An 8,221-nucleotide genomic window follows, 5' to 3' on the forward strand; every position below is an offset into this window, starting at 1 on the left:
GGACACCATCCTCGTGGGCGATTCGCTGGGCATGCTGGTGCAGGGCCACGGCAGCACCGTGCCTGTGAGCATCGATGACATGGTCTATCACACGCGCTGTGTGGCCCGAGGCAATCGCACCGCCTGGGTGATCGGTGATCTGCCTTTTGGCAGCTACCAGGAAAGCCGCGAACAGGCCCTGCGTTCCAGTGTGGCGCTGATGCAGGCGGGGGCCCACATGGTCAAGCTCGAAGGCGGCGGCTGGACGGCCGAGACCGTGCACTTCCTGACCGAGCGCGGCATCCCCGTTTGTGCTCACCTGGGCCTGACCCCACAAAGCGTGCACGCCTTGGGTGGCTACCGCATCCAGGGCCGTGACGAGGCCGGCTCGCAAACCTTGCGCAAGCACGCTCGCGAACTGGCGGATGCCGGTGCGGCCATGATGGTGCTGGAGCTGATGCCGTCAGCTGTGGCGCGCGATGTGCAATCCGACAACCCTGGCGTGATGACGATTGGCATCGGCGCAGGGCAGGGTACAGCCGGACAGGTGCTCGTGCTGCACGACATGCTGCACGTGACCCGAGGCAAGCTGCCGCGCTTTGTGCGCAACTTCATGGCCGAGGGTGGCTCTGTTGAAGACGCCGTGCGTCGTTATGTGGCCGCGGTGAAGGATGGCTCCTTCCCTGATGAAGCCGTGCACGGTTACTGATTGATTTCTTTGCTGAGCTGTTTATGAAGATCATCCACACCGTGGCCGAGTTGCGTGCCGAGTTGGCTTCGCATCCTTCTGCACCCGCATTCGTGCCCACCATGGGCAATCTGCATGAAGGCCATCTGGCCCTGATCGCCCAGGCCCGTCAACTGGTGGCCGGCAGCGGCAGCCCGGTCGTGGCCAGCATCTTCGTCAACCGCCTGCAATTCGGGCCCAACGAAGACTTTGACACCTACCCGCGCACCCTGGAGCGCGACGCCAAGCTCTTGCAAGAAGCCGGCTGCGACATCCTGTTTGCGCCCTCTGAGGCCGAGTTGTATCCCCAGCCGCAAGGCTACAAGGTGGTGCCGCCCACCGAACTGGCTGACATTCTGGAAGGTGCCTTCCGCCCCGGCTTCTTCACGGGCGTGTGCACCGTGGTCCACAAGCTGTTCAACCTTGTGCAACCTCGCATTGGTGTCTTCGGCAAGAAGGACTACCAGCAGCTCATGATCATTCGCAACATGGTGGCGCAGATGGGCTTGCCCATCGCCATCCAGGGCGGCGAGACCTTGCGTGCCGATGACGGCCTGGCCTTGTCGTCGCGCAACGGCTATCTCAGCGCACCCGAGCGCGCTGAAGCCGTGCAGATGATCACCGCCTTGCGCGCCGTGAAAGAGCAGGTCAATGGTGCGCGCAGTGCTGGCGGCTTGAACCAGGCGCGCGTCGCCGAGATCGAGCGGCAGGCCGTGGCCGCCCTCGATGCACGTGGCTGGAAGACCGACTACGTGATGGTGCGCCGCCAGCGTGATCTGCTGCCGGCCACTGACGCCGAACTGGCGCAAGGCGAGCCCTTGGTCAGTCTGGCTGCTTCGCGATTGGGCAAGACGCGCCTGATTGACAACCTGGAACTCTGAGATCAGGCCAGCCCTGCGCCCATCAGCCAGTTGAGAAAGACGGCTTGGGCGGCTTGTTCCAGCTTGTCGCCCCATTGCACGCTGTCTGCGCGTAGCTTGGCCAGGTCGATATTTGCAGCCGTCAGCTCGGCGGTGTGGCCAATCAGCCAGCGCTCGATCTGCTTACCTTGCGCTTCCAGATGGCATTGCAGGCCCAGCACGGTCTTGCCGATGCTGAACACTTGATGGCGCACCAACTTGGTTGAGGCCAGCAAGGTGGCGCCTTCCGGTAGATCGAAGGTGTCGCCGTGCCAGTGCAGCACCTGGTTCTCGCAGGCTGACAAGGCTTGCAGGCACGAGGCTTCGCCCTCCGGCGTGAGTTGCAAGGCATCCCAACCGATCTCCTTGGCCGGGCCGGGGTAGACGCGCTGGCCACTGGCCGCTGCGATCATCTGCGCACCCAGGCAGATGCCTACAAGTGGCTTGCCGGACTGCAGGCGCTCTCGCACCCTGGCCAGCTCATCGGTGATGAAAGGGTAGCGGTCCGATTCATACACGCCGATGGGACCACCCAACACCACGACCAGATCAGCCTGAGCCCACTCGGCTTGAGCCTGGGGGTTGGCCAGATCATCGACGCCGGCTTGCCGATATTGAATCGAGAAGCCCGATGCGCGCAGCACCGGTTCGAGCGAGCCGAGGTCTTCAAAACTCACGTGTTGCAAGGCCAGACAAATGCGGGTCATAGCGTCTCCAGAAATGCCACGACCTCATTTTCCACGCGCGTGCGTTTCATGGGCGGCAGGCTCTGCCATATCCGACGGCCGTAAGGCTTATCGATCAGGCGTGTGTCGCAGATCATCAGCACACCGCGGTCGGTTTCGCCGCGAATGAGGCGGCCCGCACCTTGTTTCAAGGCAATGATGGCTTGCGGTACCTGGTGCTCCATGAAGGGGTTGCCGCCTTGCTGCGACAGCAACTCCAGCCGTTTGGCCAGCACGGGATCATCTGGCGGTGCAAAGGGCAGCTTGTCGATCACGACCAGCGTCAGTGCATCGCCCTTTACATCGATGCCTTCCCAGAAGCTGTGGCTGCCCACCAGAACGGCATTGCCCGCGCGGCGAAAGTCTTCCAGCAAGGTGGGGCGCGGTGCATCGCCTTGTTGCAGTACCGGGAAGGGATCCCCCGATTCGCCAAATAGCTTCTTGAGCCGCTCTGTCGCCTTGGCCACAGCGCGCAGGCTGGTGCACAGCACAAAGGCGCGGCCACGGTTGGCGCGGATCAAGGGCAGCGCAGCATCGATCACGGCGTCTGTGTGGCCAGGGTCTGAAGGTTGCGGCATGGCTTGCGGCACATACAGCATCGCCTGGTTGGCGTAGTCATACGGGCTGGACCACGAGTGGCAGGCGGCGTCGTCCAGGCCGAGCGCATGCGTGAAGTGGCCGAAGTCCTTGCGCACAGCCAATGTGGCCGAGGTGAAGATCCAGGCGCGTCGCGGCACACCTGGCACACTGCCAGCCGCTTGATTCGCCTTGCCTGAGTTTGTCGTTGGCGCTCCGGCGTTGTCGGCCCCGGCCATCAAGGACTGCAGGTCATCTTCCTCATCATCGCCAGCGGGGCCATCGTCATCCCAGGGCAGCTCTTCCAACTCGGCGTTGCGTGCCAGTGCACCTTCGACGTCATCCTCATCGGGCTCTTCATCGGGCGCCATCTCGATCTTGTCCTGGCCTAATCCGAGTCGCTGCCGACGAAACACATCGGCCACGGAGATCGGCGTGCGGTGCAGTTGCACACCATGCGTGCCCACATCCACCCAGCACAACTCGGGCTCGCTGCTGCGCTCGGGGGCGCCCCAGGCGCACAGGCGCTGCATCAGCGCATCACTGCGGCGATGCAACTGGGCCAGATCGGGGCTGCGTTCGGCCTGGCTGTCGAGCACCTCGCGCACATGCATCAGCGTTTCGCGCAGGTTGAGCAGCGCGGCGTGCAGGGGGTGGTCATCGCCCAGTTGTGCAAAAGCCATGCGCTGCATCTGCGGGCCAAAGCACAGCCGCAGATCGCGTGTGCATCGCTCAAGCGGTGACAGCACATCGTTCCAATTCGCGCCATCACGTGCTTGCGCTTGCCCTGTGGCCAGCGTGTCGCGCAGGAGATCCAGCAACTGCGCCGTCGAGATCGAATCGCCGAAGAACAAGGTGGCCGTATCGGGCAACTGGTGCGCTTCGTCGAAAACAATGGTCTGCGCGTTGGGCAGCAACTCGGGCACACCTTCTTCGCGCAGCATCAGGTCGGCAAAGAAGAGGTGGTGGTTGACCACGACCACATCGGCATCCTGCGCTTCGCGGCGCGCCTTGATGACGAAGCAGTCGTTGTAGTGCTTGCATTCGCTGCCCAGGCAGTTTTCGCGTGTGGACGTGACGCGCGCCCAGATCGTGGCGTGCTCTGGCACCTGCGTGCACTCGGCTTTGTCGCCCGTGGGCGAGAGGTGGATGAAGCGATTGATGGCACTGAGGTCGCGCACTTCCTGCTTGCTCGCCAGCAAGGTGGCGTCCTGATTGGCGCGATCGAGATGGTGCCAGCACAAGTAATTGCTGCGGCCTTTCAGTAAAGCCGTCTTGATGGGGACGGCCAGGGCATCTCGCACGGCGGGCAGATCGCGGTGGTAGAGCTGGTCTTGCAGCGCCTTGGTGCCGGTCGAGACGATGACTTTGCCACCCTCAAGCAAAGCCGGCACGAGGTAGGCGGCTGTCTTGCCCACACCAGTGCCGGCCTCCAGCACCACGGTGCTGGCCTGGCGGATCGCTTCCTGAATGGCTTGTGCCATTTCAATCTGTTCGGTCCGCACACGGTAGCCGTCAAAGGCACGCGCGAGCGGGCCTGATTCGGAAAACAAGGTGGGCAGGTCCATATCGGTATTCAAGCTGGCGTCCCGCTATTGTCAGGGCGGGACGCAGGCTTTTCCGCCCCTCTGATGGGCGGGCGATGATCGAACTGAGGGGCGTGGAGAGCCTGTCGATCAGGGCGCCGCGCGAACCACGCTGGCTTGCAAGGCGCTGCTCAGCGTCTCGATGCAGTCCTGACGGTGTGCGTTGGCCGTGCTGTTGGGATCTCCGCCGCGCTCTGACTTGATTTGTGCCAGGAGCTTCACAGCCTGTTGACGCAAGATGGCGCGCACATCGGCCCGTGCACTGGTGCTTCGAACCACCGATGTAGCCAGTCGGTTGACGTAATCGCGTTGCAGATTGCGGCGGGCGCTTTCGGTGCCCGCAGGCAGATCCTTGTCGGACCAGACGACTTCCATCAAGGCTCGATGCAGTTCGCGCAAGGTCAGCGGTTGTTTGTCCTTGTCGCGCGTCTTGTCGATGTTGTCGAGCAGGCGTTCAGCCAAGGCTTCACTCATCAGGTAAGCCTGAACGTCGCGTTGCAGTACCAGCATTTGTTCAGCTACCGAGAAGTCGGTAGGCACCGGCGTGTGACCGTCGCCACCTTCCTGCCGATCCAGGTAGTCAGGCGCGAGGCGGCGTAGCAGCGCAGGCGGTAGATTCAAGGCCTGAGGCGACAGGAAGCCGCTCATCAGCAGGTCCAGTGCAGCGCGCTGTTGCGAAGAGGGCAGGGGATCCAGAAGATCTCGACCACTGCCTGGCGCGTCGCGGCGCGTGACCACGCCACCCACCTGGCGCAACAGGATCTGGCTGGTTCGTGCCATGTCACGCAGACCGTAACCCACGCTGCGGCGCAGCAAGGTCACGTCATCCTGGGGCGTCAAGGTGCGCGCACTTTGACGCTGGAAGAGATCGTGCACGATGGCCAGCCTGGTGCGGGCGAAGGCAACCGGGTCATTGCCCAGATCGAAGACCAGCGATTGGGGGTCCAGGCCCAAGGCGTTGTCTTCATCTGTGCCAAACGCCAGTGCATCTGTTTGTGCTGGATCGGCACTGCGCAGGGCAATGTCCTGCAGTGCTTTCTTGGCGGCGGTCAGATCGTCTGGAAGAGGCTTGTAGCCATACTCGATGGCCCAGTAATCGTAGGGACCCAAGGTGGTTTGGAAGGGCATGCCGGCGCGCTGACCGGGCATGGGCAGGTTGATCGGGGCGTAGTCCATCACCGAGGCGCTGTTGCCTTTGGTGCGGGTCAGTTCCGGGTCGGTCAACTCCTGTGCGGAGTGCCAGCGCGAAGCCCTGAAGTTGTGGCGCAAGCCGAGCGTGTGCCCGACTTCATGCATGGTGGTGTCCTTGAGGTAGGCCAGCACAAAATCCTTGACCTGAGGGCTGTCCGGATCGAGTACGCCCTGTGATTCCAGTACATCCAGCGCGAGCCCGAGCTGCTCAGCCGCTTCTTGGCCGTGCTGGCACGCATCAGCAGGCATGTGATCGGCTTGCGTTGTGTTGTTGCTCGCGATGAACTGGCTGCGTACAGTTCGGATCGCCCGCGAAGACAGGCTTTCCAGCGCGATATCTGCATCGAGGATCTCGCCTGTGCGCGGATCCACATGAGTCGGGCCAATCGCCCCGAACAGTGGGCCGCTGTTGGTCATCCAGCGAATGGATGTGTGACCGGTTTCCAGTGTGTCGAAGGGCTTGTCGGTCGGCGGTGTTTTGACCTCGATCGCGTTCTTGAATCCGATGGCTTCAAAAGCCTTGTTCCATTCCAGGATCCCTTCCGTGATAGTGGGTCTGTAGGCCTCAGGGATGCTGGGATCCAGCCAGAAGACGATGGGGTGTACCGGTTCGGACAGTGGCGCAGCAGGATCCTTCTTTTCCAATCGCCACCGGTTGATGTAGCGCTGGCGTGGCGTGCGAGCCAGATCGTCGGTGAAGTCTGCCACGGTGGTGGTGAAGTAACCGACGCGCGGGTCTGCCGCACGCGTGCTCATGGGCTTGTCAGGCAGGGCCGACAGGCTGTAGTGCACGGTGATGAACATGCTGCGAGGATCAGGCACGGACAACGGCACCGAGGAGATGGGCATGCCAGGCAAGGCTGGGCCGGCTGCAATCCCGGCCGTGGCGAAATGCTGGGACACCTCAAACACCAGCGATGTGTTTTGCGAGCGCGCCTCCTGCAAGGAGGAGTTGCGCACGTCCAAGCCATAGCTTTGGCGATAGGTGCGCTGCAGGTGTTGGGCGACGCCCAGCAGGTCACTCAAGAGTAGGGCGTTGGCCTCGATCAGCACGGCGCCAGACTTGGCATTCGGCGCGCTGGCCAAAGGCACGCTGCCCAGCAGGCTGGGGGAGAACGCTGCCTGAACGGCACGAGCCTGGGGTGACCCCTTCTGCGCGGTGTAAGCACTGTTGATGGCCAGCAGTTGAACCTGCTGTTGAACCTTGCGGAACTCGACCCATTGTGGTCGGCCAACCTGTGCCCAGCGGCTTTGCATCAGGCCACCAAACACGCCGGCTTCACCGATGCCCGACGCCAGCTTGGGAGACAAGAAAAATGACTTGCCGAATGCGTTCGGTGCAAGTTCGATCCAGATTTTTTCCTGACGCTTCCAGATCGGCAGCAAACCGTCCTGGCGTTCTGCGCCCTTGATGACGGCCTCAAAAGGTGGCTGCTGAGGGGCTTGGGGACTTGCTGCGCTGGCGTTGGCTGTTGCCATCATTGCCGGAGACGGCGCCGACGCAACTGTCGCTTGTCCGTTGCTCATGGTGGGGCCTGGCATAGCGCCAGGCTTCATGGGCCCATTGCTGTTGAGCGTGCTGCAAGCGCTGAGCGTCAGGGTCATCAGAACCGCTTGGACCATGGGCCTGAGCGCCCAGGTCAAGACGGGTTGCCGCCTGTTGTTCGCAGTCAGGGAGGGGTGGGCATATCGCGTCATGGGTTGGGACCATACCACTGACACACCGTGCCATTGCTTGCCAGAAACCAAGAAAAAACCCGGCTGATGCGGTGCATTCAGCCGGGTTCATATTCGCTTAAGCGCTTGCCGTATTACTGCGTAGGAGCTGGGAACCAGTCCTTCACGAATGCCAGGCCAGGGTAGTCATGAATCAGCAGCGGGCCGAAGGACACCACCACGAGACCCACGGTGATCACGGCCAAAGGCAGGATCCAGCGCTCGTAGCGACGGTAGAAGCCCATGTGCTTCACTTCTTCGTCGGCCTCCGTCACTTCCTCTTCGCCGATCACCTGACGTGTCAGCAGCTGGTTCAGCGCCACAGGCGGCAGCAGGTAGCCCAGTTCGAACGCGACCAGGGTCATCATCCAGAAGTGCAGCGGATCGATGTTGTTGGCGTAGGCGATCGGAGCCAAGGTGCCAGACACCAGCACCACAGCGCCGAACGGATCCATGATCATGCCCAGAATCACCTTGGTCACAACCAGGAAGGCCATGGCCGTCCAGTGGTTCTCGAAGACCTTGGGGAAGAAGCCCATGACTTCGGAGCGTTCGATCACGCCACCCATGGCCAGCGACAGGGTCATCAGGCTGAGCAGGGCGCCAATGTGACCGATGGTCTCATTCGTGGCATAGCGGATTGACGTTTCAACGCCGTCTTGACGATGGCTGGCGTAATCAGGTGTGAGCTCGGCCTTGCCCTTGTTGGTCATCTTGTCGTAGACCAGGATCAGGATCAGCAGCACCGGCATGATGGTCGGCGCCGTGATTTCGTTGAGCTTGGTTTCCAGCGCGAATTCATAGATGGCCACAATGGCTGCG

6 protein-coding genes are annotated in these 8,221 nt (G+C 62.2%); 2 read left to right on the top strand and 4 right to left on the bottom strand.

All coding sequences use genetic code 11. The features are described 5' to 3' along the window. Both panB and panC read left to right on the top strand, forming a co-directional pair. Window positions 1-688: 3-methyl-2-oxobutanoate hydroxymethyltransferase (gene panB, locus EPO09_RS00840; RefSeq protein WP_290639239.1), on the top strand; the 688-nt coding region annotated here is incomplete at its 5' end. A 23-nt stretch (window positions 689-711) separates the two neighbouring features. Continuing rightward, entirely contained in the window at window positions 712-1,587 is an 876-nt protein-coding gene (panC, locus tag EPO09_RS00845) for a pantoate--beta-alanine ligase (RefSeq protein ID WP_290639240.1), read from the top strand. A 2-nt stretch (window positions 1,588-1,589) separates the two neighbouring features. Here panC and EPO09_RS00850 read toward each other — a convergent pair whose 3' ends face one another. The 4 genes from EPO09_RS00850 to EPO09_RS00865 all read right to left on the bottom strand — a co-directional run. Then, window positions 1,590-2,312, bottom strand: coding sequence for a glutamine amidotransferase (locus EPO09_RS00850; protein WP_290639242.1), 723 nt, complete (start codon window positions 2,310-2,312; stop codon window positions 1,590-1,592). Continuing rightward, window positions 2,309-4,486: an ATP-dependent DNA helicase gene (locus EPO09_RS00855; protein ID WP_290639244.1), complete on the bottom strand. Its 2,178-nt coding sequence runs from the start codon at window positions 4,484-4,486 to the stop codon at window positions 2,309-2,311. The genes EPO09_RS00850 and EPO09_RS00855 overlap by 4 nt, the downstream gene beginning before the upstream one ends. Window positions 4,487-4,582: 96 nt before the next feature. Continuing rightward, window positions 4,583-7,210: a zinc-dependent metalloprotease gene (locus EPO09_RS00860; protein ID WP_290639246.1), complete on the bottom strand. Its 2,628-nt coding sequence runs from the start codon at window positions 7,208-7,210 to the stop codon at window positions 4,583-4,585. A 284-nt stretch (window positions 7,211-7,494) separates the two neighbouring features. After that, the coding region (locus EPO09_RS00865) for a TRAP transporter large permease subunit (RefSeq protein WP_290639248.1) at window positions 7,495-8,221 on the bottom strand (727 nt) is incomplete at its 5' end.

This window comes from Aquabacterium sp. (assembly GCF_004297345.1).
GTDB lineage: Bacteria > Pseudomonadota > Gammaproteobacteria > Burkholderiales > Burkholderiaceae_C > Aquabacterium.